At 59.8% G+C, this 19,870-nt stretch carries 26 protein-coding genes; 13 read left to right on the top strand and 13 right to left on the bottom strand.

The window, feature by feature from the left end; translation table 11 throughout:
• Positions 1 to 101 precede the first annotated feature (101 nt).
• Both AC0L3O_RS00535 and AC0L3O_RS00530 read left to right on the top strand, forming a co-directional pair.
• Entirely contained in the window at positions 102 to 386 is a 285-nt protein-coding gene (locus tag AC0L3O_RS00535; protein ID WP_473614476.1) for a DUF982 domain-containing protein, read from the top strand.
• Positions 387 to 807: 421 nt separating this feature from the next.
• Entirely contained in the window at positions 808 to 1,107 is a 300-nt protein-coding gene (locus AC0L3O_RS00530; RefSeq protein WP_091597134.1) for a DUF1236 domain-containing protein, read from the top strand.
• Between the two features lie 205 nt (positions 1,108 to 1,312).
• Here AC0L3O_RS00530 and AC0L3O_RS00525 read toward each other — a convergent pair whose 3' ends face one another.
• Together AC0L3O_RS00525 and AC0L3O_RS00520 are read right to left on the bottom strand one after the other, a co-directional pair.
• Complete coding sequence (locus tag AC0L3O_RS00525; RefSeq protein WP_287225365.1) at positions 1,313 to 1,567, bottom strand: low affinity iron permease family protein; 255 nt, start codon at positions 1,565 to 1,567, stop codon at positions 1,313 to 1,315.
• Positions 1,568 to 1,794: 227 nt separating this feature from the next.
• Positions 1,795 to 2,196 carry a DUF3606 domain-containing protein gene (locus AC0L3O_RS00520; RefSeq protein ID WP_287225363.1) on the bottom strand — a complete coding sequence of 134 codons (402 nt, stop codon included), beginning with the start codon at positions 2,194 to 2,196 and terminating at the stop codon, positions 1,795 to 1,797.
• On the opposite strand from AC0L3O_RS00520, the gene ligD reads away from it, so the two are divergent.
• Entirely contained in the window at positions 2,195 to 4,111 is a 1,917-nt protein-coding gene (gene ligD, locus AC0L3O_RS00515) for a DNA ligase D (RefSeq protein WP_473614474.1), read from the top strand. The genes AC0L3O_RS00520 and ligD overlap by 2 nt on opposite strands.
• Positions 4,112 to 4,805: 694 nt before the next feature.
• Here the strand turns inward: ligD and AC0L3O_RS00510 are convergent.
• Positions 4,806 to 5,027 carry a hypothetical protein gene (locus AC0L3O_RS00510; RefSeq protein ID WP_473614473.1) on the bottom strand — a complete coding sequence of 74 codons (222 nt, stop codon included), beginning with the start codon at positions 5,025 to 5,027 and terminating at the stop codon, positions 4,806 to 4,808.
• Positions 5,028 to 5,635: 608 nt separating this feature from the next.
• Here AC0L3O_RS00510 and AC0L3O_RS00505 point away from each other — a divergent pair.
• Positions 5,636 to 5,935: a hypothetical protein gene (locus AC0L3O_RS00505; protein WP_473614472.1), complete on the top strand. Its 300-nt coding sequence runs from the start codon at positions 5,636 to 5,638 to the stop codon at positions 5,933 to 5,935.
• Here the strand turns inward: AC0L3O_RS00505 and AC0L3O_RS00500 are convergent.
• From AC0L3O_RS00500 to AC0L3O_RS00490, 3 genes are read right to left on the bottom strand one after another with little or no spacing between them, the layout of a single operon-like run.
• Entirely contained in the window at positions 5,828 to 6,709 is an 882-nt protein-coding gene (locus AC0L3O_RS00500; protein WP_473614471.1) for a hypothetical protein, read from the bottom strand. The genes AC0L3O_RS00505 and AC0L3O_RS00500 overlap by 108 nt on opposite strands.
• Positions 6,706 to 7,101, bottom strand: coding sequence for a phage holin family protein (locus AC0L3O_RS00495; RefSeq protein WP_473614469.1), 396 nt, complete (start codon positions 7,099 to 7,101; stop codon positions 6,706 to 6,708). The genes AC0L3O_RS00500 and AC0L3O_RS00495 overlap by 4 nt, the downstream gene beginning before the upstream one ends.
• The gene (locus AC0L3O_RS00490) at positions 7,098 to 7,742 is read right to left on the bottom strand and encodes a hypothetical protein (RefSeq protein ID WP_473614468.1); all 645 of its coding nucleotides are present in this window, start codon (positions 7,740 to 7,742) and stop codon (positions 7,098 to 7,100) included. The genes AC0L3O_RS00495 and AC0L3O_RS00490 overlap by 4 nt, the downstream gene beginning before the upstream one ends.
• Before the next feature lie 766 nt (positions 7,743 to 8,508).
• On the opposite strand from AC0L3O_RS00490, the gene AC0L3O_RS00485 reads away from it, so the two are divergent.
• Complete coding sequence (locus AC0L3O_RS00485; protein ID WP_473614466.1) at positions 8,509 to 9,018, top strand: ferritin-like domain-containing protein; 510 nt, start codon at positions 8,509 to 8,511, stop codon at positions 9,016 to 9,018.
• A gap of 501 nt (positions 9,019 to 9,519) precedes the next feature.
• Here the strand turns inward: AC0L3O_RS00485 and AC0L3O_RS00480 are convergent.
• Entirely contained in the window at positions 9,520 to 10,560 is a 1,041-nt protein-coding gene (locus tag AC0L3O_RS00480; protein ID WP_473614465.1) for a tyrosine-type recombinase/integrase, read from the bottom strand.
• An 81-nt stretch (positions 10,561 to 10,641) separates the two neighbouring features.
• Here AC0L3O_RS00480 and AC0L3O_RS00475 point away from each other — a divergent pair, with 81 nt between their 5' ends.
• The gene (locus AC0L3O_RS00475) at positions 10,642 to 10,800 is read left to right on the top strand and encodes a hypothetical protein (protein WP_473614464.1); all 159 of its coding nucleotides are present in this window, start codon (positions 10,642 to 10,644) and stop codon (positions 10,798 to 10,800) included.
• A 93-nt stretch (positions 10,801 to 10,893) separates the two neighbouring features.
• Here the strand turns inward: AC0L3O_RS00475 and AC0L3O_RS00470 are convergent, their stop codons facing one another.
• The 4 genes from AC0L3O_RS00470 to AC0L3O_RS00455 all read right to left on the bottom strand — a co-directional run bounded on the left by AC0L3O_RS00470 (position 10,894) and on the right by AC0L3O_RS00455 (position 13,310).
• Complete coding sequence (locus AC0L3O_RS00470; RefSeq protein WP_473614463.1) at positions 10,894 to 11,601, bottom strand: hypothetical protein; 708 nt, start codon at positions 11,599 to 11,601, stop codon at positions 10,894 to 10,896.
• Between the two features lie 4 nt (positions 11,602 to 11,605).
• On the bottom strand, positions 11,606 to 12,025 hold the full coding sequence (locus AC0L3O_RS00465) for a hypothetical protein (protein ID WP_473614462.1): 420 nt from the start codon (positions 12,023 to 12,025) through the stop codon (positions 11,606 to 11,608).
• Between the two features lie 180 nt (positions 12,026 to 12,205).
• Entirely contained in the window at positions 12,206 to 12,922 is a 717-nt protein-coding gene (locus AC0L3O_RS00460; RefSeq protein ID WP_473614461.1) for a hypothetical protein, read from the bottom strand.
• 190 nt (positions 12,923 to 13,112) lie between these two features.
• Positions 13,113 to 13,310 carry a hypothetical protein gene (locus tag AC0L3O_RS00455; protein ID WP_473614459.1) on the bottom strand — a complete coding sequence of 66 codons (198 nt, stop codon included), beginning with the start codon at positions 13,308 to 13,310 and terminating at the stop codon, positions 13,113 to 13,115.
• A gap of 559 nt (positions 13,311 to 13,869) precedes the next feature.
• Between AC0L3O_RS00455 and AC0L3O_RS00450 the strand changes: the two genes are divergently transcribed.
• Positions 13,870 to 14,217 (top strand): hypothetical protein, encoded by a 348-nt coding sequence (locus AC0L3O_RS00450; RefSeq protein ID WP_473614458.1) that lies wholly within the window; start codon positions 13,870 to 13,872, stop codon positions 14,215 to 14,217.
• Positions 14,218 to 14,335: 118 nt separating this feature from the next.
• On the opposite strand, the gene AC0L3O_RS00445 is transcribed toward AC0L3O_RS00450, so the two are convergent.
• Together AC0L3O_RS00445 and AC0L3O_RS00440 are read right to left on the bottom strand one after the other, a co-directional pair.
• Positions 14,336 to 14,845 carry a thermonuclease family protein gene (locus AC0L3O_RS00445; RefSeq protein ID WP_473614456.1) on the bottom strand — a complete coding sequence of 170 codons (510 nt, stop codon included), beginning with the start codon at positions 14,843 to 14,845 and terminating at the stop codon, positions 14,336 to 14,338.
• Between the two features lie 197 nt (positions 14,846 to 15,042).
• Entirely contained in the window at positions 15,043 to 15,426 is a 384-nt protein-coding gene (locus AC0L3O_RS00440) for a hypothetical protein (protein ID WP_473614455.1), read from the bottom strand.
• 646 nt (positions 15,427 to 16,072) lie between these two features.
• On the opposite strand from AC0L3O_RS00440, the gene AC0L3O_RS00435 reads away from it, so the two are divergent.
• The 6 genes from AC0L3O_RS00435 to AC0L3O_RS00410 form a co-directional block, all read left to right on the top strand.
• Positions 16,073 to 16,249 (top strand): hypothetical protein, encoded by a 177-nt coding sequence (locus AC0L3O_RS00435; RefSeq protein ID WP_473614454.1) that lies wholly within the window; start codon positions 16,073 to 16,075, stop codon positions 16,247 to 16,249.
• A gap of 14 nt (positions 16,250 to 16,263) precedes the next feature.
• The gene (locus tag AC0L3O_RS00430) at positions 16,264 to 16,473 is read left to right on the top strand and encodes a hypothetical protein (RefSeq protein WP_473614452.1); all 210 of its coding nucleotides are present in this window, start codon (positions 16,264 to 16,266) and stop codon (positions 16,471 to 16,473) included.
• A gap of 36 nt (positions 16,474 to 16,509) precedes the next feature.
• Positions 16,510 to 16,839: a hypothetical protein gene (locus AC0L3O_RS00425; protein WP_473614451.1), complete on the top strand. Its 330-nt coding sequence runs from the start codon at positions 16,510 to 16,512 to the stop codon at positions 16,837 to 16,839.
• A complete protein-coding gene (locus AC0L3O_RS00420) occupies positions 16,832 to 17,095 on the top strand; it encodes a hypothetical protein (RefSeq protein WP_473614449.1) in 264 nt (87 codons plus the stop codon). The genes AC0L3O_RS00425 and AC0L3O_RS00420 overlap by 8 nt, the downstream gene beginning before the upstream one ends.
• A 313-nt stretch (positions 17,096 to 17,408) precedes the next feature.
• Positions 17,409 to 17,717 carry a DUF1236 domain-containing protein gene (locus tag AC0L3O_RS00415; protein WP_473614448.1) on the top strand — a complete coding sequence of 103 codons (309 nt, stop codon included), beginning with the start codon at positions 17,409 to 17,411 and terminating at the stop codon, positions 17,715 to 17,717.
• Positions 17,718 to 18,602: 885 nt separating this feature from the next.
• On the top strand, positions 18,603 to 19,870 hold a 1,268-nt coding region (locus AC0L3O_RS00410), incomplete at its 3' end, for a WD40 repeat domain-containing protein (protein WP_473614447.1).

Here is a 19,870-nt window from a genome sequence, read left to right as displayed (position 1 = left end):
CATAGCCGTTCGCGTCGGGCAGCGGCGCCCTGAATTCACGACGATGCAACCACCGCCATGTCTTCGCGTTTAACCGCCTTCACTCCTGGGGAGCGACGAAAATGACGGCGTTTGTCCCGATTACAATCTACCTGAATCACAGGCCGATGGTGGTCGCGTCGATAACCGACGCTGCGAAAGCGCTTCAGCAACCATGGCCATTCATGGACAAGCCGTCCCGGCTTGAAGCAATCCGAATGATCGAGGAATGCCTGGCCGGACATTGCAGTCACCAAGCTGCGTTCGCCGCCTTCGAGGCGGCTGTAACGGAACAGGGACTTCATAAGCAGAAGCCCCCAAGCGAAGGCCTCAAGAAATTCGACGGGGTTGCTGAAGATCTGATGTGAGGTGATGCCCGCCCTCGCCACCTTGGAACCGCTGACAGGCCTCGCCTAGGCGGACGTGGTCAGGACCACCCGCAAATCGAGGAATGGCGGTGGTCTCTTGCTGCGCATTCCCTAGCTAACGACATTCCAATTGCCAAGGAACGCGATGGAGACGGCGAAGACCGGAGCGAGTAACCAGCGGGCTTGGTCGACGCTATTTTCCATGGGCTCTTCCAGTGAACTCACAGTGAGCAACGACTAGGGGCAGCCGCGGTTCCGGATGGTGCGATGTCCAGTCTGTTGCGCGAACAGTGAGACTTGGGTCCTGTCTGAGATCGGCCCGAAGCTCCCAGCCAAAGGAACTTTTGCAGCTGCCGCGGGTTCGGTGAGTATCGCGCGTGACGATGCTGTTCGGCGCGACAGGACTCACATAGGAGGCAATATGAAAATGCGACTTTCCACTGCAGCCGCGGGATTTCTGCTGCTGGCAGGTATCGGCGCTGCTGCCGCTCAGGACGTAGTCATCGAGCCTGAACAGGAGACCGTCATCAGGGAATATGTGAAGAAGCAGCCGCTCGCATCGGTGAAGGTCCCTGGGATAGAGCTCAATATCGGCTCAACGCTGCCCGAGACGGTCGAGCTTCATGAAGTTCCTGACACCAAATACAGTTACGTGATGGTCGACAACCGGACCGTTGTCGTTGATCCAGGCACACGCAAGATCATCAAAGTCATCGAGTGACCTAAGCGACTGGGAGCACAGCCCGCGGTGCCGAAAGGTATAGCAGGACACTAAATCTGGAAGTCGGTCTGATCCAACAGACCATTGCCTGCCCTCTCTCGTAGGCAATGGTCTGTCGGCTCATCCGGTAACTTGCGGCCCAACCCAACGCATTGGGGCTGCAACGGTTTCGCGCGGCAATGCCGGGTCTCGTTATCGGTCAATCTCATTGCTGCTTTCGCTCTCGTTCTCTTTCAATCTCTTCAGGTTCCTCTTTGTCGAACTTGACCGTCTCGCTATCAGCCTTGCCGACGGCGCAAAGCAGTTCGTCCGTCTTGGCGTGAAGGGCCTGAGTATCGGGATGTTCGGCGCGCTGGATGAAAAGCGTCATGGCCCGTGTCGCTAGCGTCGCAATCGAATGCCAATCGAGGCTGCGTGCGTCATAGACAAGCCAAAGCCCGGCATAGGCCAGGAAAATCAAAAACGCCTGCGGGCCGCGACGTCAGCGTGCCAATGTGTGTGATGGTGCCCCGAACTGGGTGGTTTGCCATGTGCAAGAATTCCTACGCATCTTCATAGGACAGAAGCTCATGCTCTGGCTCGTAGTGATGAAGTGCCTGGCCCAAGATCGCGCTAATCGAAATCTTGCCGGCGGATAGGACAGCGCTCGAGATGCTCCGCCCCGGGCTGATCGGCCGGTCGTGAACTTTACCCTGTAGCTGGCTGGCCTCGCTGTTTCTCATTTCCGCTCACGCAGCGCCTCGCGGGTTCTGTCAGAGCGGCCCGGTTGTTGCCGTGGCTTTTGATAAGTTGGCGGACTTGGTCTGCCGAGACACCGTTCTGCTGGGTAAAATACTCGATCTCGTAGTCGTCACCGGCGGATACGCGGTCGCGGAAATCTCGCTCGCTCATGTCATCGCCCATGGCGTTCTCCTGTGAGCTTCGAATCAATTGCAACGCCGGCAAACCGATTTCGTTGCCGCGGGCCTGCGGGATCAAGTTCTGTTCACACGGGAGAATGCCAGCACTGCCGGACCTCACTTTGTTTTTCGGAACCGATTCGAAACGGGGATATTGATTCAAATCGAAGCGTCTGGAGTCCAATTGCATGCTTACCGAGCCTGGCATTGGCCGGCTGTCGTTTATTGAATTCCAGATGCCCACGCTGGTCGAGAAGCCGCCCAAGGGCGATGGATGGATTCACGAAATCAAATACGATGGCTATCGGACCCAGCTGATCATCCAGCGGGGCAAGGCGCAGGCCTTCACCCGAAGGGGCTTCGACTGGACCGACCGATACGGCCCGATTGTCGGTGCCGCGGCTGAGCTGAAAGCAAAGCTCGCAATCATCGATGGCGAGGCGACTGTATTAGGCGCTACCGGCCTTCCTAACTTTCAGGCACTACGCCGCGAGCTTGGAAAAGCTGAGTCAACGAAGCTGATCTTCCACGCTTTCGATCTGCTTCACCTCAACGGCAAGAATCTGCGGGACGCTCCGCTGCTGGAACGCAAGCGCGCCTTGCAACGTCTCTTGAGAGGCGCGCCGCCGGCGCTGGTCTATGTCGATCATTATGAGGGCGACGGCCCGACAGTGTTCGAGCACGCCTGCGAAATGGGCCTGGAGGGGATCGTGTCGAAGCGTGCAGATTCCCGCTACCGCTCCGGCCGGCAGGAGAGTTGGCTCAAGCTCAAATGCATCAAGAGCGACAACTTTCCGATCGTTGCCTTCGTCGAGAAGCTGGGGGCGAAGCCGCGCAGGATTGCCTCGCTTTATCTCGGCCGCCGCGAAGGGAATCGCGTCCACTATGCCGGCAAGGCGCAAAGCGGCTACAGCCTGCGCGATGCACGCGAAGTGCGCGAACGATTGGACCCACTGATTGTGGCGAAATCTCCACTCTCGGAACCGATAGACAAGCCCAAGGCAACTTGGGTGCACCCAGCAGTCGAGGCCGAAATCCAATATAGCGGGATCACCGATGACGGACTGCTGCGTGAGGCGGTGTTCAAGGGGCTGCGCGATGATCTGAGCCCACCAGCCCGCGCGCCGCCTTTAGGCCGCAAGCGGCCGCCGTCCGATGAAAGTTTCGGCGTGCCGCCGGAAAACATTCTGCAATTGCTGCCCGACGCCGTCGTGCCCTCGAAAGAGGATCTGATCGGATATTGGACGAAGGTAGCGAGGAAGGCGCTCGTCCACCTTGGCCGACGCCCGCTCAAGCTGGTTCGCCACTCCCACGGCGTCACGTTCTATCACAAGGGCAGATTGCCCAAAGTTCCGGATGCCGTGCATCAGCTGCGAGTTCAGAAACGCGAAGGTGGCGAAGGTGTGAGGCTGTGGGTTGATGACCTTGATGGGCTTCTTGGCTTGGTGGAAATGGGCGTTGTCGAATTGCACCCATGGAACGCCACCATTGATGATATCGAGCATGCCGACCACCTCGTAACAGATCTGGATCCTGGCGAAGGAGTCGAATGGGAGCTAGTTGCCGGCACGGCTTTGGCGCTCCGCGATATGCTGCGTTCAGCAGGACTCGACAGCTGGCCGAAGGTGACTGGCGGCAAAGGCGTGCATGTGATGGCGCCGCTGAACGCTGCGATCACCCACGATGCGGCCAGGCAGTATGCACGCAGGCTGGCGCAGCAGCTGGTCAACAAGTATCCCGATCGCTACCTGTTGGCGGCTGCGCCGTCCGCCCGCGTAGGGCGGATCTTCCTGGATTATCTCCGAAATGGGCGAGGAAACACGGCGGTCGGTGCGTATTCGCCAAGAGCCGGGCCACACTTTCCGATAGCAGCTCCCGTAACCTGGAGCTTGGTCGAAAAGGGAATTCTGCCAGACGCGTTCACGCTGCAAAGCCCAATTCGACCGACGCCGCAGACAAGCCTGCGGAAAGCGGGTCGCGCTCGTGCCAATTTCAGATCGCCCGACGTGAAGAAAGACCAGAGACTCTATAATCAGTCGGCGGATCTGGAGATCGTGGCTCGACCAAGGCCAATCTTCCGCACGCGTCAAAGTGGATTGGAATAGGGTCGCAGATTGTCCCCGAAAACCGCTCCTCCGGACCCGAAATGAAGGCAAGTAGATAGTCCTGGTCACCATGTGTAAGAAGGCGCCCGGCATATATCTCGCAGTCGGGTGTGCCGTATAGGAATGGACCGTCCGCTGGTTTCCATGGCCCCAAGGGATGATCGGCAGCAAGATAGTGGATGCCCGCTACCGGCTCTCCCGGATAGTTGCGTTTGAATTCTTCCGACCAACATTGTGAATGTGTGCAGAAGAGGCAGAACCATTTGTCGCCCCGCTGGAAGACTTGGGGGACCTCGATTTCCCCGAAAGATCCGACATAAACCGGAGGCTGAAGCTGCCAATTTACAAGATCGTGCGAATGGGCAACGCCAATTGCACCAGAGGCATTGGTATCCGATGGCATCGGCGATCGGGCCGTGAAATACATCAGCCAGCCAGAGCCCTCGGGGTCACGTATCACCCAAGGATCCCGCAGCGAGCAGTCCTTCCAGCGCCGCGGAACGCAACCCTCGTAATACTCGGCATTCTCACCGGTGCGCTCGAGCGCAAGGCCCTGCCTTCTCCAATGGACTAGATCGGCGCTACTCGCGCGTCCGATTCGTTGTATCTTGCCCTCTTCAGCGCGTGATGTCCCGGTATAGAAGAGGGTCCATGAATTCCTGTCGTTCCGCACAACGCAGCCGGGTCCAGATCGTCAGATCATGAAAAGACGGAGTTTTGCTCGGCCGGAAAACCGTTCCCGATACGTCCATTTGCGCAGGTCAGGACTTGTGGCAAGGCCCCAGGTGACATTCCAGTGTCGCAGTTCGGGATTCCCTAGCGAGCGATCGGCCTGCAGAAAGAAGGCATGCCAGAGTCCCTGATCATCCCGGCAATACCAGCTGTCCCATATCCATTTTCCTTCGACGGTCAACATTGGATGCCTCTGACGTCGCATTGCCAACCACTGCTGAAAGAAAACCATCAGCGCGCGCTAACGTTCCGCTTCAAGGCTTACGGCCGGGGAGGCAACCCGACTAATCTTGATTCCAAATATCGTGCGAACTTGGTTTCGGACTTGGTTGCCCAACGCGCGGTTCAGGTTGACCTTGTCGGCGGCCTGTCTGCCGGCCTTTAGGCGTCGGTCGCTACGCGGGCCGATGCCCGACACACCAGCCGTATTTCGGGATGGGTTCGAGCTCTTCCAGGCGGTCGTTCAGGCACCGGACCAGGCCGACTTGGAACGATCGGGTCAGGTGCCGACGGCGAAGCGATCCCCGATAGGCGCGCCTCTGCTTGAAGCGCCGGCTTTCGACGTCGCGGTAGCGGGGTCGGTCCACCTTCACGCGGTGGACCGGGACGCAAGTTTAGGTCGTTGCAGACCCGCGTTCAGGACGATCTGGCGATTTTCTAACTACCGTCATAGGACCCAAAAGGGGAGAAACCTAGCAGGCCCGCGCCGAACCAAGGTGTGAGCGTTATGGCGTTCACCTCGATACGCAAACGGAATACGATCCGGAACGCAGAACCCTCTCGGCGTGGTTCGTGGCCAGCGGTAAATGTTACCAGTCTGAGGACGTGCCGCCGGAGACCTTCGCCGCGTTCAAAGCCGCCATTGTGAATGCCGCTACTTCAAGACCACCTCCGCAATCCCTTCCGATCCGGTGTGGTTACGACCGGCGACGGTGCCGGATGACATCGTATGGACCAAGCGCGTCATTCAGGCTGGTGGCGACGCTATGTGGTGGTAGAAGACTCGTCCGACGACCCCGGCAAACGATCGCGAATGGCTTCCTCAGTTCTGTTTGCGGTCGATTCCACAACTTTGCCGACCTTGCCTGCTAGGGTGCCTGCATCTCCACCCGAGCCTTGCCGGTCGGCCTCTTCCTTGACCGTTTCGTAGGCCTCGGCGGCAACTTGCTTTGCTTGCTCCAGGCCCGTTTCGAAAACCTCCTCCGCACTGTCGCGAATTTTGTCGCGGTAGGCGCCAAGTTGCTCGTCCTCTGTGGCTGTGTGGGGCAGCATCACCCCGATGGCAGTGCCCAGCGCAAGGCCGACTGCGGCGATAGCCAGCGGTTCGCGCTCGAAGAGGTCTTGTGCCGATTGGCGCGTCCGAGCCGCTATCTCGCTGGCGCTTGAGCCGAGCTGTCCGGCGGTTTTTGTCATCCTTTCCTTGGCGCCCGTTGCAGCGTTTGCTGCAGCTTCGGCCGCGTCGCTTGCTGCTGATGTAACCGAACCGGTGGTATCGGAGAGCATCGCCCCGATTCCGGACCCTTCGTTGCCCTGGCTGAAATCATCGCCGCGCAAGTTAGAGAAAGCGTCAGGAGCCGTGCCTGTCCGATAGGCGGCGGCAGCTGAGTTGGTTGCCGACGTGCCGTCGCCCAGCATCAGCCAGGCCAGGCCGGCTCCAATCAACGTCAATGGCAACGGGTTGTCCCTGACTTGCGACTTGAAATTGCCAAGCATGGCAGATCCCTCGCCACCGGCGAACATCCCGGTAAATTCGTCGATCAATTGACCCGGTGTCATCTTGCTGCGGATCGAATCGGCGGTGTCTGCTACTTTAGCACGGGCGATGTCGGCATCGCGTTCGAGCTCGGCTGCGGATTTTTCGCTCATCTCACTTGATCCTTGATCACGCGTGCGTCGCGCTTGAGTTGGTCTTGTGTGCGATCAGGCGTTAGCTCGGAAGGAGCCATGCTTTTCGTGCCGGAGCGCAAGAGAATGATCCCCAGTACCGCGACGACGATCCCGACCAGCAGCGAGGACCATCCCGCTCCCAAGCCGGCACTCGCCAGGGCGATTACGAGTGCTTGCAAAAGCACCATCAAGGCCGCGAGAAGGCATATGGCGCCGGCCAGAACCTCGGCGGCGCCTGTGCCGGCCTTGCTGATTTTCTCCGACATTTCGGCCCGCAACAGCCTACTTTCGGTTTGAAGCAGGCTTGTGACCTGCTGTGCCAGATCGCTGACGAGGGTTGCGAGGCCGCGACTTTCCTGATTGTTGTTCATGGGTTCTGCTCCAGGCTTGCGCCTGCCAAATCCCTGTCGTCTCTGGGCTGATTGAAGGGGGGCGGCGTAGTGTCAGGTGCCTCTGCCGATCGCGTAGCGGACTGATCCGAGTTCGAAACCGTTTCTGAACCCCCGTCTGTTTGCGATCGACTCGGTGTCTCGGTCCGAGCAGATGGCGGCGTGCTCTTGATAAACCGCCCCAGCGCCAAGCCTGCCAATACTGAGCCGGCTATCAGCGCCCCTGAGTTTTCGCGGCCGAAAGACCGCATCTCGCCAAGAACATCTTCGAATGGCTTGTCCTTCAACGAAGACGAAAGGCGTTCAAGCGAGCCGGCGGCATCGAGGGTGAACTTCGAAGCGGTCCGTTGATCATTATTGGCCAGATGCTCGCTTGCTGCTCGCAAAGCTCCGCTCAAGGCCTTAAGATTGGAACTGATGTCGCGCTGTGTTCCCTCGGCCTTGTCGAATAACGCCTGCTTCGCTTCAGCAGCGTAGTCGCCCGCCTTCCTGGCGAGTTCGTCGCGAGCGTCGTGTAGCGCCTCTGTCGCGGTCTGCGTTTCCTGCTGGAACCGTTCAGACAGTTCGCTTTTGGCTGTTTCGAAATCGGCCGGCTTACGGCCCTGATCGTCTTCGCGCTGCATGGTATCTCCTAATGGAATCCGAGGAAGGAGAGGATCGCAAGCACGACGACGACAAGGCCGATGAGATAAATGACACTGTTCATGGTGGCAATCTCCTCCATTGCCTAACGAACTTGGCGGGGGCAAACAGGTTCCATCACTTCCAGCTAAATTAGCAGTAAGAATTCGGTGCCATAACCGGCGTCCCTCGCATGGACTTCTAGCGACAGCGCGCCCATGGCGTGGGTCCAAGGGAAATATCCAAATGAACCAGGGCATCAATAGGCCCCTCCGAAAGCTGATCCGTTCAAGATGGCTGCCGGGAACCAGCCTCCGCAAGACACGTTGCTGAGTCACCGAACTTCTCAAAAAGGATGCTTGCTATGGCGAAAGAGATACCTCGCGAGGAAGAGCAACGCGGCACAGGAAGGGTCCTCATGTGGGGCGCCGTGATCACCGCTGTGCTTTTTGTTGCCCTACTGGCCACATTCGTCCTCGGGCCGCTCTGATCTGAGATACTCACCGCCCTAACCTCTGGAGCTTGTTCCTACGGCGGACCAAAAGCTGCCGGCCGGCGCCTACCAGGCAACGCCCACTGCTCACAGAGCACTATTAGCTGACGCTAATGTTGCGCTTCAAGGGGCTTTTGGCCGGGGAGGCAGCGACCTGCGGGACGGGATGTCGTGGTCACCGCCGGGTATCGACTGCGCTTTGCAGGCGATCGGAACTAACGGTCTGTGGCAGCGTTGCGATGGCAGTAAGACAATGCTGACCAACGGAGACAGACATGACAGACTCCAAGGAACGTCTGGTGCAGTGGCTTCGCGACGCTCACGCCATGGAAGAACAAGCCGAGACCATGTTGAGCGGCCAAATCGAGCGTCTCGAAAACTATCCCGAGATTCGCGACCGGATGAACATGCATCTCGAAGAAACGAGGCAACAGGCAAAACGTCTTGAACAATGCCTCGACCGGATTGGCGACGGATCTTCGACGCTGAAGGATGCCGGCGGTAAGCTAATCGCATTCGGACAGAACATCAGCGGCATGTTTGCAGGCGACGAGGTGATGAAAGGATCACTGGCTAGCTACACATTCGAACATATGGAAATCGCCAGCTACAAAATGCTCATTGCCGCAGCCGGCGAGGTCGGCGACTCCGAGACCCAAAGAGCGTGTAAAGAAAACCTCCGCGAAGAAGAGGCGATGGCAGATTGGCTGGAAAACCAACTCGGCACGGTCACCAGCGAGTTCCTCAGACGCGACGAGCGGGATGCTGACACCGCGAAACGGTGACATGCCTAAAGTCTTGCGATCGCGTTGTAGAAATCCTTCGGCGGTACGAGGCTGATCGACGTCAAACCCGGTAGGGCTTCAGACGCGAAGGGATGGCGGATTGGTTGAGGTTCTAAAAGAAACCGCTCCCTCTCAGCGCGATGTTCGAAGCAGAACCTGCGCGAGGCTTGCTAGGCCTCGCGAAAATCCCAGCCGGCATGATTTGTGCAGCCAGGATGTTCGCACGCATGGCTGATTCCCGGGCGCTATGACCTGTTCTGGCCGTGGGAGCCTGAATCTCGTCGCACATCACCTTCATCGTATGGGAATGGATACACGTCGATGTCAAGGGGCTGCGCTTGTCGATCTTGTGCCAACCAATTCCGTTGAAGGAATCTGCAGCGATCACGAGAGCCTTGCGTGTCAAGTGGTTGGACGATTTCAATGGGATAAACTGGTGCTGCGAGAGAGGATTGAACTCTCGACCTCTCCCTTACCAAGAGATGGCGCCGGGCGACCGATTTACTTTTGTTTTCCGAACCTTAGCCGGCGGACAGTGATATGTTGTGCCAAATTTGCGTCAAGAGGTCCGGTCGCGCGATCGAAGACGTTCGCGACCTTGCGGGCGGCTTCCTCGGAATGCACGTAGGTTTGGATGAAGAGCGCGGCCGACTTCCATCCGCCGGCATCCATCGCTTCCTTGACCGTCACGCCGCTGCCAATAGCATTCGTGCCGAATGAATGACGGCCGGCGCTATGGCTTGTCCGCATCGGTATATTGGCGCGCTTCGCGACAGCCTTCATTCGCCGCGTTACCGCCTTCGGGTCGGTATACCAGAACACCGGCTTGCCATCCTCGATCCCCAAGGCAGCCATTCTGACGACTAGCTCCGTCGTGAGCGCTCGCGGGGAACCCTCTTCCGTCTTCGTCTTTTCAAGCACGGCTATCCGCGCGGCGAGATTGACGCATTCGCCTCTTAGCCTCACGGCCTCCGCGACGCGGGCGGCCGTCTGGTGCATGAACAGAACGATCGCCGACAGATGCGGCAGACCGCTCTTGTCGGCTTCGGCCATGAAGGCGTCGAGCCAAGCCCGGTCAACGGGCTTGTGCTTCCGGCTCTTCTCCACCTTGAATAGCTCGACGCTGATCTTGGGGCACCATCCGGCTTCGGCCGCGTCGTTGATAACGGCTTTGGCCGGGATGATCGCCTGCCGGTTCCGTGTGGCCGGCGCCGCGCGCGGGTAGAGCTTCAGCGCCGCATCTTTGATCTCGCCGGGCTTGATAGAGCCAAGCACGCGGGCCTTGAAATGGCGCATGAGCGGCGGCAGGAAGCGACCCTCGCCGCCGGCTAGGAGATAGCGCTCGCACGCCTCTTCGAACGTCCTTACCGCTTCCTCGCCATGGATATGACGTTTCCAGAGCCGCGCTTCGAATTTGACGCGCTTTTGCTCGGCGACTTCGCGGTCGCGAGTTTTAAGGCTCTCTCGAATGCGTCGTCCGTCGAAGGTTCCAACGGCGTACCAAATTCCGCCCCTTTCTTTGAGTTCGAGCTTTCCGGACATGCCAATACCTTTCTTAGTGACGCTATGTGTTCGGGATAAAATATCTTTTTGGAGCCGCGCGGCTCATAGTGCGGATGCTCCTTGATCACGTCGACCAAGAAGCGCCGCGACACGCCGAGAAGCATCGCGGCGACCGCCATGCTGACCGGCACCATCGCAAGCGCCCATGAGGGCATGCCGGCCGGCGTTTGTGAACTGGAAAATTCGGGCATGGATAGCGTCACCGTGCGAGCAAGGTAGGCCCTCCGTGGCCGCGAGGCAGCGCACAGAGCGGCTAGGTCAGGGTGGCATAGGAAACGGCCGGAGAAGGCCGTGGGCGCGTTCGCGGGGATTTTAGACGTGTGCAGTCGCAGGAACCGCCGTACGAGCGTCAGGGAGCCACGCCCACGTCTTGCCGCCCAGAACGTCACGGACGGTCGAAGGCGAAACGCCGACGTGCCGAGCAATCGCGCTCCGCGACATCAAGCCGTCAAGGGAGCGTATCTCGTGAACCTTGGCGGGCGTGAGCCTCACACGATTGGTGCCGTGAACGACCCGATCGGCCGCATTCCCCGATGGGGTTTTCCAAGATAGGTGCCGCTTGGTGACGCATCCAAGATGACCCTTGCCGCAAGAGTGGGCAGCCTCATGCTTCGGCGTACGAGCGGGTCCGTTGACGTGCTCGCAAACGCGCCTATGGACGTAGCACCACTTACCTTCGTGGCGGAAGTGAGGGTAGCCATGGCCGGTCAACGCGAAAGGCCAAATCAAGCACGTGTCGCCTTCGTATGCGAGGACCACATCACGGAAGTATCGCCCCGGATCGCCGTACGCCGTTCCCCCACTAAGAGGATCGCCGTACCTACGTCGCCGCTGGTAGTGCGCGCTGCACAGACCGCGCGCATGGGCCGACTTGGCGCATCCGTCGACCGAGCAAACTTTCTCGCGGTTTGCCGGCTGCCGGGACTGTCGGGGCGGTTTCACGCCCGACGTTAGCGGGGACGCTGCCGGAGGCGCGCCGAGCGCGTCAGGAACGACGCCTGGGGGATTTGTGTCGAGCATCGACCTATAACCTCGCGTCGTCGGCATCGATGTAGATTGCGATCTCGCCCTTGTTGGCGAGTTCAACGCGATCCGCCTGGCCGAGGTAGTTCTTCCCTAAAAAGATCGCCATGGCAGCGTTCTTTTCAGCAAGTGCGAACTGCCGACGTCGAAGCGAGATGCATCCCTCCGCGCGGCCCCGGGCGATTTCTTCGAGTGCTTCTGGTGAGCGCTTTAGAAAGGCTTGGAACGTGGAATGCGCAATGCCGAAGAAATCCGCCATTTCGTCGTGCGTCGCGTGAATGCGAGAGAGGCCGCGAAGCTGCCGAAGCGCTTCGCCACTGGCTTCGAGCGCGAACGGCCGGCCCACACGTGCCCTTTTCGAACCGGTCCCCCTTTTGTCAGTTTCGGTACCGGAAATTATAGTTTCTTCGTCCTGTTGCATTGAGCTTTTCCTTTGATTGATGCCGGTCGGCACGCTGAGGGCGGCCGTTTGGCGTTGACGCGCGCGGACGCGTCCCGTCGGCCGAAGGGCGACGGTGGTGAAGTCCTTGCGATGATTGCAGGTGGTTTTGGCCGGCCGAGGCTCTTGTCAGTTTTCGACGTCAGTACCCGGCATCGGCTTTCAATTCCGGCCTTCGGAGCTTGGCTCTTCGGCCGACTGCTGATATTGTTGCGGCTGTAACTGCTTTGACAACGAATTCGTTTCGCCGCTTCCTTGTTCGCGCTTGGAAGCGGTTTTTGTTCGTGCCGTTATGTCGGGCTGGATCAGCTTTGGTAGGTCCGCGATCCCCCGGCTATTAGCCGCCGTGTACGCCGTCCGCTGCCGTCTAGCGCGAAGAACGGATGCGCTCGCCCGCCGCGCCTCGATTTCGGCTAACAGAGCCGCCGCCGCCTTCGTTGGTGACACGCGCTTGCCACGAAACGGCTCCCCCTTCTCGTATTTCGGGTGGTTCGCCCCTCGCCATTTCCGTAGGTTCGCCTCGATCTGCGGTCCAAGCCATTGGCGTTGCTTCTGAAGGTAGGTGACGAGGCCAGCCCGCTTGTAGATGGGCTGGGCTTTTATGATGTTACCGGGGTAGCGAGCACGCCATTTTTCAAGGATGTCGAAATGCTCGGGGTCGATCCGCGCGAGCATGTGTCCATGTAGGTCAACTCCTGCTTTCTTTTCGAAGACGGTCAACGCCTGGAAGGCGACCCCGCGCCGCTTAAGCATGGTGGCTAGTTCGGAACGCGCCCTCGCGCAGAACTGTAGGCCTTCGGCATCGCCCGAAGTGGGCGGCATCATAGTGATGTGGACGTTGCAATTGGCCGCGTAAGCGAAGTCGTCAATCATTCGCATCTGAACCCTCGTCAACATCGTGGTGGACGTCCATCCTCCCGGTCTGGTTTTGGAGGACGTCGCGACCATGCTGAATAACAATAATGCGCGGCCGTTTCCGCCCGCGCATTATCCCTTGCTAAGTACATGATTTCATTAGCCTGTTTGCAGGCGCGCGGATCTAGAAAACGTCTATAGTTGCTCCGGCTTTTCAGGCGGCTGTTTCGCGACCAAAGACGAGTTCGCGCGCTCGGATGAATTCGAGAACTTTGTGTGCGAAGAGACGACGCGGCCGGCCGGTTTCGGCAACGATCGAGGGATGACGCTCGATCCAACCATAGACGGTCTGGTGTGGCACCTCAGCGAGGCGAGCGGCCTCTTTGATGGTCAGGGTCGCTGTGGCGGTCATGGTGGTTTGCCTTTCCTTTGGGCGAGCGAAAGCGCTCCAGCGCTAACGAGCTAGAGGCGGGCGGCTTCGGTGTTGATTGGAATTCGGAAACAAAAAAGCCGCCCGGTCGGGAGCGGCTTTGTTCAGGCACAATTTCGCGCCTGCATTTAGCACATTAGATGAGTTCGAACGTCGGTACAAGTGCCTGCTGCACGTATACTCAACAATTTACCGGGCGGGTGAAACGAAAAAGCCCGACGCATCGGTCGAGCCTTTGGGCGCAGTTCGTCGACTGCATTTAACCCATTAAAGCAGCTGCGACTGATTTGCAAGTGGGACCGAAGGGCATCTGCTGCGCGCGCGAAGGCAACGCTGTTGTGGTCGCACTGACGCGGCGTCACCGGGTCAACACCTTCTTGACTGCCGTCTCCAGTAATAATCTTGGCAATTGTGCGCAGCGAGACGCCCTAGCCCCGTAGAACGCATCTTTTCGATCGCCGCCTCCATTAGAGCTTACCGGCAGGCCGGGCTTGAAAGGTAGAGAAATTTCGGTTTGTGTAGCCCATCTTGGGGGGCTGCAATGAACCGTTTCTTACTCGCCACACTAGTGGGACTTACGATTTTTACTGCTGACGCCCGAGCAGCAGTCGATCCGAGGTACAAGGCCGAACAGAGCGCCTTGATTAAATGCAATCAGTTGTGGTCGGCAAAGCTGTCAGTTCAGCGCGGCGATCCGTATTCGTTAGCGAGAAAAGCGCAGCAATTGTGCGCCGGACAAGAAGCAGCATACGAGCGAGCGATGCGGCCGATCCTTTACTACAAGGAGGTAGCCGATCGACACATGCGAAAGATCCGTGCCTTTCAGCTGAAGTCCAATGCTGCGATGATCGTCAAAGTCCGCGCACTCATGACAAAGAGAAAGCGATGACCAAAGCACCGAAAGCTGCGCAGCGAAGTCATGGTCGACGTCATGTGCCCGGTCCGCGGCGAACCGTCATCTACTCGCGAACCACGTTCAGCTTGTAGTCTAGATGGCCGCTTGCCCGTTAGGGGCCGCCAGCGTTGACTAATGGGGCTGTGTCGCGGCCCCTGCGCCATTCCCACGGCCGGGCGAATGTTCCGGCCCACATGCCACGTCTCTCCGCCTGTGCGGTCTTCTCTGCGCCGGCATACGCGCCGTTGCTATATCGAGGCCAGTCAAGCGCAAAACCGCTCCTGACAAGCCAATCGGCAACGTCCTGCCCGCCCGCCGTGCAGACGGCGACGACGCGGCGATAACGGTCGCGATCGACCTCAACGCACGACGCTGGCTGGTTCGCATCGAGGAAATCAGCCAGGGCAAGCGCAGCCCGTTGGCCGCAGCGGTATTTCTTGCTGGCGGCATCAAGGCATAGTTGGCGACTTTCCGGCGCGTCGATCCCCTTGAAACGGATGCGCTGGCCGTGGACTTCGATTGTGTCGCCATCGATGACCGAGGCAACGCCCGCGATAGGTCCCGCAATGGCAGGAGTTGCCGACAAGATTGCCGCGACGGCGGCGCAAATACCCATTCTCATCTGAAGCCCCAAATCAACCCTGTCTGACGGATACCAGATGGGGAAGGGCTTGCAAGATCGGGCACTGTGATGGACGACTTGACCGTGTAGCTTGGCGGACTGTCGGCGGTTGGTGCCGTCACCACAGCGGCCTCTCCGGCGACGAGGAAAAGCCCTGCACTGGGCGTCCTTGCTTCGTCAAGGCGTTTGCCGCCGGCTCAGTCGCGCGGCTTGTCCCATATGCTTGGGTCGTCCGGCCCCCAGTCTTTTTCCGCTTCCGCGCAGAACCGCTCGTGCGCGCCAGCGGGGAGGAGATAGTTCGCGGACCGAATTCCCAAGAGGTACAACTGGTCGTGCGTTGCGTCCCATCCAATCTCGGCCTCGGCCGCCTCGAACGCCTGTTTGTGAGCATCGCGCCTCCGCTTGTTGTCGATCCCGCAGGCGAGGATCATGGTGTTGAGATGCCCGACCAGTTCGGCGTGCCGGTTGAACGGCTTATTTTCTTTAAACAGCGATTTGACCACGAGAGCGACAGGTTCGCGGGAGTGAACGGGGCCGACCGCCAACAGGGCTGAGGTGGCGGCTAGGATCAGTACGCGCATGGGAAGATTTTCCAGAGGTGTTGCGGAGCGCGCCCCTTAGCCCGCGCCTGAATATCAGGCAAGCCTCTTGAGGCCGCAAAGGAAGCCGTCAAAGCCGCCGGCAAAGCCACAATTCTGCTCCCTGCCTATGGTCGACCCCGTGGTCCAGTGTCAGCCTCCGCTGCCCTCGGCAAGCATGTCCGCGCCTGCGTGTCTGACCGGTTTGGGTCGAAAGTTGGGTTCCTTTGCTATTCATCTCTCCAGATCACCCGCCGCACTGTCCTTATTTCGGCCAGCCGCCTGACGCGAATGCCCTGCCGCTCCCGACCTGTTGGGTTTTGCGTCTCGACATGCATGAAATCGTGCTTTCCGCATCGCTCGCAGCTCATTCTGCTCCCCACCAGCTCGGCCTCAATGTCCCCGAAGATTTCCTTCAGGTCGCTGGGCTGATACCAGCGCTTGACGTTGCAGAGCCCGCATTGAACGCGCACAAGCTGCCCGACCTCGTGGGCATTGCTGAGCCTCCATTCGCTGCCGCGCGTACGTCTTCCACCATTGTCAGGCATGGCCCAAAATAGGAACTCATTCCTCCTCTGGTCAATTCGCTCTTGACAGTTTTGTTCCTATTTTGTTCACTGTGCCCCATGCAACGTTTGGAGGCATCGCTATGGATCACATCGTGACGCTCGACAGCCGCCAAGAGGCTGCCCTACAGGCCACCGCTGACAGGTTCGTTGCCGTCCACAATGGCGACGTGATGAAGGCGCTCAAGGAAATGGTCGTCAACGGCCACCTTCAGGAGCGGCTTGACGCACTCTCGGCACCGCGCCGGGCAACGCGATAGGAGGCACCACAACAATGGGCATGATGCACCTGGACCCCGAGGCCAAGGCGGAACTGCACTCCGAAGCCGAGAAACTCATCGCTCGCTATGACAGCCCGCTTGAGACGGTGAAGGCGCTCATGGCTTACAACTGTGAGCTTGAGACCCAGATCGTCGCTCTCGCGCACCGGCATCCAGGCTTGGTGCATGTCAGCTACGACGACACGCCGCCAGTCCTGGGGTGACAGCCGTGGGCGCTCACGCGAGGACGATGTTGCCCGATGCATGACCTTATCGCTTTCCTAGAAGCCAACTCGGCGCTGGTGCTGGCGAACCCGGCCGTCTTTGCGACGTTTGCAGTTCTCTTCGGAGGCGGGGGCTTCCTAGTCGGCCGCCACTTACTGACCGAGCGTATCGCCAATCTGGAAAGTCGAATAGCAAGACGTGACGAGGAAATCGCAGACCTAAAGGGCGAACAGAAAGCTCCAAAGCGGGAACTGTCGATGGTGCCTTTGATCGGTGCCACTGCGATTTATCCCAGTGAACCGGAGCGACTTCCCATGCCTCCTGTCCAACTCCCGGCCCAGCGGAAAGGCAACCAACGTGTCTGAGAACATCCTCCCCCAGCAGAAGACTCCTAAGCTCATCGTGGTCACTGCCTTCGACCGCGACGAGAGCGGCGACCTTCAGCCTGTCTTTGGGCCAGCCGAGCAGCAGACCGAGGACCGGGCAATAAGCACCGCCAAGGGTCTGGCGGCGAAACATGCTGGCGTTATTGCTTGGTCGCGCGATGTCAACCCGTCGCTGGGCGAATACGGCGAGCCGACGACGCTCTTTGTTGGTGGCGACGTGCCCGACATGGAGTGACGGTCATAGTTCCATAGCCGCGCCCATCAACATACCCTCCGCCTTGGCTGCAGCCCTGAAATTTCCGAGCGGGTGATCGGATAAATGGCTCGAAGACCCCGGCACCCCTTAGGGCCAGCCCGCCACAAGTCCTTAGGTCTTCCATACGGTGATCGCTGGGCGACCCGGAGGCGTGACCGAGGAGTGGCTGACAGGGAAAGACTGAGGTCCTACCTCGTGGCATGGCGGGGGCTGGGAGGGCTGGACAATTGCGGAACCGTTTGGACCGACGGCGGTTATACCAGCGGCTATTATGCCAAACCAGGAGGTAGATATGACTTTTCGAAGCACGATTGCTGCTACCATCCTTCTCGCAGGAACCGCTCTCGCGACCGCCCAGACTGTCGTGATCACGCCCGAACAGGAAACCGTAGTTCGAGAATACGTGAAAACCAATCCAGTCGTAGTCGAGCGTCCGTCCAACTTTGAACTGCTAGTCGGGGCGATCATACCGGATATATTCAAGCCGGGCGAACTTGCCGAAAACACATTGCCGACCAAGTATCAGTACGTCGTAGTTGACGGTCGCACCGTGCTGATCGACCCGCAAACCCGCAAGGTCGTGCACATCATCGAAAGGTGACCATTTGGCTGTACGATAGGGGGCGCTGAGCCGGGCCCCCTACCAGCGAGAGCAAGGCAAAACTTCGGGCGGATTTGCCTCTCGGGTTCGTAGGTCGCCCCGGTACGTCTACCCCGTGCCCCCTTCGACGCCACCACACACCACCAACGGTTGACGCGCCAGAGCCGTTTGTCGGTGCGGCCGAGCCTTGCACCCTCGCGAGACCGAACGTGGGCTGGCGCTCTGTTTCTGTCGGTGTTCCTTGGGCGGTCTCATATGGTGTACCAATGCGAACCGTCGCCTCGATAAATCACGCCTGTGTGCCGCCGGTGCTGGTAGGCTGACAGATACGGTCGCTCCGATCACTCAGCCGTGGTGCCACTTGCTGATCGGACATTGCGTCAAGCCGACGTTTCCCTTCCTGCGGAGAACGATCGATCAGAGCGCGCCCCGACGTTTGCCGTAGGGGTTGCCTGTCAGGGGCGATCACGCCTGCAGGTGATCCAAGGTCCAAGGGCGCGGAACTTGGCTCTTTCCGTAATCCGTGCAAGAATATTCTGGACCGAGTGGATTGCACAGCAGATGGCTATGCATTGCTCCAGTGTCGGCAAACTGCCGCGCGCCATCGCATTTGCGGTGAGCCTGCTCTGCTGCCTGACCTGGCAGTCGATCAGCCTGTGCGCTGAAGAATTAGTTCGGATCGTTCCGCAGTTGGGCATAACAGACTTCAGCCCAAAAAAGGTTCGCTATTCCCAAATCGACCCCACGCTTCTTCTCGTTGTCAATGACGGAGGACGTGTCGATGTGTTCGACCTTCGGGTCGACGGTCAACCAGTCAAAATTTGTGAAATCAACGCCGAAACGAACGCTGGGGCATTCTCGTCTGAGCGCGATCAACGAAAAGCGATGAGGATCGCCACCGCTGGCGTTGATGGCACGGTGCGGCTTTGGACACTCGACGGAGAGGAGGCCGCCCCGCCGTTCGAGGGCCATGAAGGGTCTGTCACCAGCGTCGCCTTCTCGCCCGCCGGCGACCGCATCGTCTCGGCTGGCAGTGACGGCACGGTTCGGCTTTGGACGCTCGAGGGAAAGGAGGCCGTCCCACCGTTCGAGGGCCATGAAGGCGCCGTCCACGACGTCGCTTTCTCGCCCGCCAGGGACCGCATCGTCTCGGCTGGCAGTGACGGCACGGTCCGGCTTTGGACACTCGACGGCAAGGAGGCCGCCCCGCCGTTTAAGGGTCACCAAGGGTCCGTCACCAGCGTCGCCTTCTCGCCCGCCGGTGACCGCATCGTCTCGGCTGGCGAGGACGGCACGGTGCAGTTTTGGACGCTCGACGGCAAGGCGGCCGCCCCGCCGTTCAAGGGTCACCAAGGGTCCGTCACCAGCGTCGCCTTCTCACCCGCCGGTGATCGCATCGTCTCGGCTGGCGAGGACGGCATGCGGCTTTGGACGCTCGACGGCAAGGTGGCCGCCCTGCCCTTCAAAGCCTATGAGCAGGGGATCGTCACCAGCGTTGCCTTCTCGCCCACCGGCGACCGCATCGTCTCGGCCGGCGGCGACGGCACGGTCCGGCTTTGGACACTCGACGGCAAGGAGGCCGCCGAACCGTTCGAGGGCCATGAAGACGTCGTCCACGACGTCGCCTTCTCGCCCGCCGGCGATCGCATCGTCTCGGCCGGCGGTGACGGCACGGTCCGGCTTTGGACGCTTGACGGAAAGGAGGCCGCCCCGCCCTTCAAGGGCCATGAGGGGAACGTCACCAGCGTCGCCTTCTCGCCCGCTGGTGATCGCATCGTCTCGGCTGGCTTTGACGGCACGGTCCGGCTTTGGACGCTCGATGGCAAGGAGGCCGCCCCGCCGTTCGAGAGCCAACAAGTCGCCGTCCACGACGTCGCCTTCTCGCCCGCCAGGGACCGCATCGTCTCGGCTGGCAATGACGGCACGGTGCGGCTTTGGACGCTCGACGGAAAGGAGGCCGCCCCGCCCTTCAAGGCCCATGAGGGGATCGTCAACAGCGTCGCCTTCTCGCCCGCCGGCGACCGCATCGTCTCGGCTGGCGATGACGACATGGTTCAGCTATGGACGCTCGACGGCAAGGAGGCCGCCCCGCCCTTCAAGGGCCATGAGGGGAACGTCACCAGCGTCGCCTTCTCGCCCGCTGGTGATCGCAT

The organism is Mesorhizobium sp. WSM4810 (genome assembly GCF_055811235.1).
This window is presented reverse-complemented; position numbering and strand designations above follow the sequence as displayed.

What these genes read in the sequence shown, in the direction of transcription:
- AC0L3O_RS00535 (WP_473614476.1), top strand. Translation starts at nt 102, where the DNA reads ATGACGGCGTTTGTCCCGATTACAATCTACCTGAATCACAGGCCGATG.
- AC0L3O_RS00530 (WP_091597134.1), top strand. Translation starts at nt 808, where the DNA reads ATGAAAATGCGACTTTCCACTGCAGCCGCGGGATTTCTGCTGCTGGCA.
- ligD (WP_473614474.1), top strand. Translation starts at nt 2,195, where the DNA reads ATGCTTACCGAGCCTGGCATTGGCCGGCTGTCGTTTATTGAATTCCAG.
- AC0L3O_RS00520 (WP_287225363.1), bottom strand. Translation starts at nt 2,196, where the DNA reads ATGCAATTGGACTCCAGACGCTTCGATTTGAATCAATATCCCCGTTTC.
- AC0L3O_RS00510 (WP_473614473.1), bottom strand. Translation starts at nt 5,027, where the DNA reads ATGTTGACCGTCGAAGGAAAATGGATATGGGACAGCTGGTATTGCCGG.
- AC0L3O_RS00500 (WP_473614471.1), bottom strand. Translation starts at nt 6,709, where the DNA reads ATGAGCGAAAAATCCGCAGCCGAGCTCGAACGCGATGCCGACATCGCC.
- AC0L3O_RS00495 (WP_473614469.1), bottom strand. Translation starts at nt 7,101, where the DNA reads ATGAACAACAATCAGGAAAGTCGCGGCCTCGCAACCCTCGTCAGCGAT.
- AC0L3O_RS00490 (WP_473614468.1), bottom strand. Translation starts at nt 7,742, where the DNA reads ATGCAGCGCGAAGACGATCAGGGCCGTAAGCCGGCCGATTTCGAAACA.
- AC0L3O_RS00485 (WP_473614466.1), top strand. Translation starts at nt 8,509, where the DNA reads ATGACAGACTCCAAGGAACGTCTGGTGCAGTGGCTTCGCGACGCTCAC.
- AC0L3O_RS00480 (WP_473614465.1), bottom strand. Translation starts at nt 10,560, where the DNA reads ATGTCCGGAAAGCTCGAACTCAAAGAAAGGGGCGGAATTTGGTACGCC.
- AC0L3O_RS00470 (WP_473614463.1), bottom strand. Translation starts at nt 11,601, where the DNA reads ATGCTCGACACAAATCCCCCAGGCGTCGTTCCTGACGCGCTCGGCGCG.
- AC0L3O_RS00465 (WP_473614462.1), bottom strand. Translation starts at nt 12,025, where the DNA reads ATGCAACAGGACGAAGAAACTATAATTTCCGGTACCGAAACTGACAAA.
- AC0L3O_RS00460 (WP_473614461.1), bottom strand. Translation starts at nt 12,922, where the DNA reads ATGCGAATGATTGACGACTTCGCTTACGCGGCCAATTGCAACGTCCAC.
- AC0L3O_RS00455 (WP_473614459.1), bottom strand. Translation starts at nt 13,310, where the DNA reads ATGACCGCCACAGCGACCCTGACCATCAAAGAGGCCGCTCGCCTCGCT.
- AC0L3O_RS00450 (WP_473614458.1), top strand. Translation starts at nt 13,870, where the DNA reads ATGAACCGTTTCTTACTCGCCACACTAGTGGGACTTACGATTTTTACT.
- AC0L3O_RS00445 (WP_473614456.1), bottom strand. Translation starts at nt 14,845, where the DNA reads ATGAGAATGGGTATTTGCGCCGCCGTCGCGGCAATCTTGTCGGCAACT.
- AC0L3O_RS00440 (WP_473614455.1), bottom strand. Translation starts at nt 15,426, where the DNA reads ATGCGCGTACTGATCCTAGCCGCCACCTCAGCCCTGTTGGCGGTCGGC.
- AC0L3O_RS00435 (WP_473614454.1), top strand. Translation starts at nt 16,073, where the DNA reads ATGGATCACATCGTGACGCTCGACAGCCGCCAAGAGGCTGCCCTACAG.
- AC0L3O_RS00430 (WP_473614452.1), top strand. Translation starts at nt 16,264, where the DNA reads ATGGGCATGATGCACCTGGACCCCGAGGCCAAGGCGGAACTGCACTCC.
- AC0L3O_RS00425 (WP_473614451.1), top strand. Translation starts at nt 16,510, where the DNA reads ATGCATGACCTTATCGCTTTCCTAGAAGCCAACTCGGCGCTGGTGCTG.
- AC0L3O_RS00415 (WP_473614448.1), top strand. Translation starts at nt 17,409, where the DNA reads ATGACTTTTCGAAGCACGATTGCTGCTACCATCCTTCTCGCAGGAACC.